Annotated in this window: 2 protein-coding genes; both read left to right on the top strand. The window is 42.2% G+C overall.

Features of this window, described 5'->3' with window-relative positions; translation table 11 throughout:
- Positions 1-294, top strand: a 294-nt coding sequence (locus tag ACTHUE_RS18450; RefSeq protein WP_440424134.1) for a hypothetical protein, incomplete at its 5' end; no start/stop codon positions are given.
- 100 nt (positions 295-394) lie between these two features.
- Entirely contained in the window at positions 395-1,528 is a 1,134-nt protein-coding gene (gene nrdB / locus ACTHUE_RS18445) for a class Ia ribonucleoside-diphosphate reductase subunit beta (protein ID WP_004520359.1), read from the top strand.
- Positions 1,529-1,580 lie beyond the last annotated feature (52 nt).

The following is a 1,580-nucleotide window of genomic DNA, read 5'->3' as shown; positions in this document are numbered from 1 at the left end:
ATAGAAGAAAATGTTAAGTCTTCTATTCTAAAATATCTTTTGCGTCTTATTGAATCCATTGATCAATATGCAATTACTGGTTCTGAAGCTATTATCGAAGCCCTAGAAAATACTGTTGGTCATATGTATTTCAATCATGAATATAAAGAATTCATGAGCAATACAGAAACTGGTAAGAATCTCCTTTCTAAAATGGGAGAAATTGCAAAAAAAGTTACCTGTTTTACGGGGATTTTAGAGTTAGCTAATAAGGGTTTTGAATTAATTGAAAATATTAAAGATTTCAATAATTAATAAGTATGTTTTTAGATAAAAGAGATAAGTTTCACAATATTAATATTACCATTTTAAGTTAATCTAAAAAGAGCCCACTATGTCCTGCGAACACTTAACTATGTCATACAGCACCTTTTCCAAGACCAAAAACGACGCGCTGAAAGAGCCGATGTTTTTTGGTCAGCCGGTGAATGTTGCCCGTTATGACCAGCAGAAATACGAAGTATTTGAAAAACTAATTGAAAAGCAGCTGTCGTTTTTCTGGCGTCCGGAAGAAATCGACGTGTCGCGCGACCGTATTGACTACGCCAATCTGCCCGAACACGAAAAACATATTTTCATCAGCAATCTGAAATACCAAACCTTGCTCGATTCGATCCAAGGCCGCAGTCCGAATGTTGCGTTCTTGCCTTTAGTGTCTATTCCCGAGCTGGAAACGTGGATTGAAACGTGGAGCTTCAGCGAAACCATCCACTCGCGCAGCTACACTCATATCATCCGCAATATCGTGAATGATCCTTCAGTCGTGTTCGATGATATTGTGCAAAACAAATACATCATCGCCCGTGCTGAAGACATTGCCTGCTATTACGATGATTTGATTGAATACACTCAGTATTACAATCTGTTGGGCGAAGGTTCGCACAATGTCGGCGGCAAGCTTGTTACCGTATCTTTGCGCGAGTTGAAGAAAAAACTCTATCTCTGCCTGATGTGCGTCAATGTATTGGAAGCTATCCGCTTCTACGTTTCATTCGCCTGCTCTTTCGCCTTTGCCGAGCGCGAATTGATGGAAGGCAACGCTAAAATCATCAAGCTGATTGCCCGTGACGAAGCCCTGCACCTGACCAGCACCCAGCATATGCTCAACCTGATGCGTGCCGGTGCCGATGATCCTGAAATGGCTGAAATTGCGAATGAATTGCAGGACGAGTGTTTCAATCTCTTCAAAAAAGCAGCCGAACAGGAAAAAGAATGGGCGGCCTATCTGTTTAAAGACGGTTCGATGATTGGCCTGAATAAAGAAATTCTGGCTCAATACGTTGAATACATTACTAATCTGCGTATGCAGGCGGTTGGCCTTCCTGCCGGATTTGAAGGTGCGACCCAAAATCCGATTCCTTGGATCAACGCATGGCTGTCTTCTGACAATGTACAGGTTGCGCCGCAGGAAGTGGAAATTTCCTCTTACCTGATTGGTCAGATTGATTCGGAAGTCAATGCCGACGATTTGGGCGATTTCGAGCTGTAATCGAACATTCGGTTTTATGATCAAGGCCGTCTGAACGGTGTGGCAGAAATCT

The organism is Neisseria sp. P0021.S005 (assembly GCF_051956955.1).
The sequence above is the reverse complement of the archived record's forward strand: the minus strand, read 5'-3'. Positions and strand labels throughout refer to the sequence as shown.

Excerpts from the sequence above, each read along its gene's own strand:
- nrdB (WP_004520359.1), top strand. The coding sequence starts at position 395 with ATGTCATACAGCACCTTTTCCAAGACCAAAAACGACGCGCTGAAAGAG.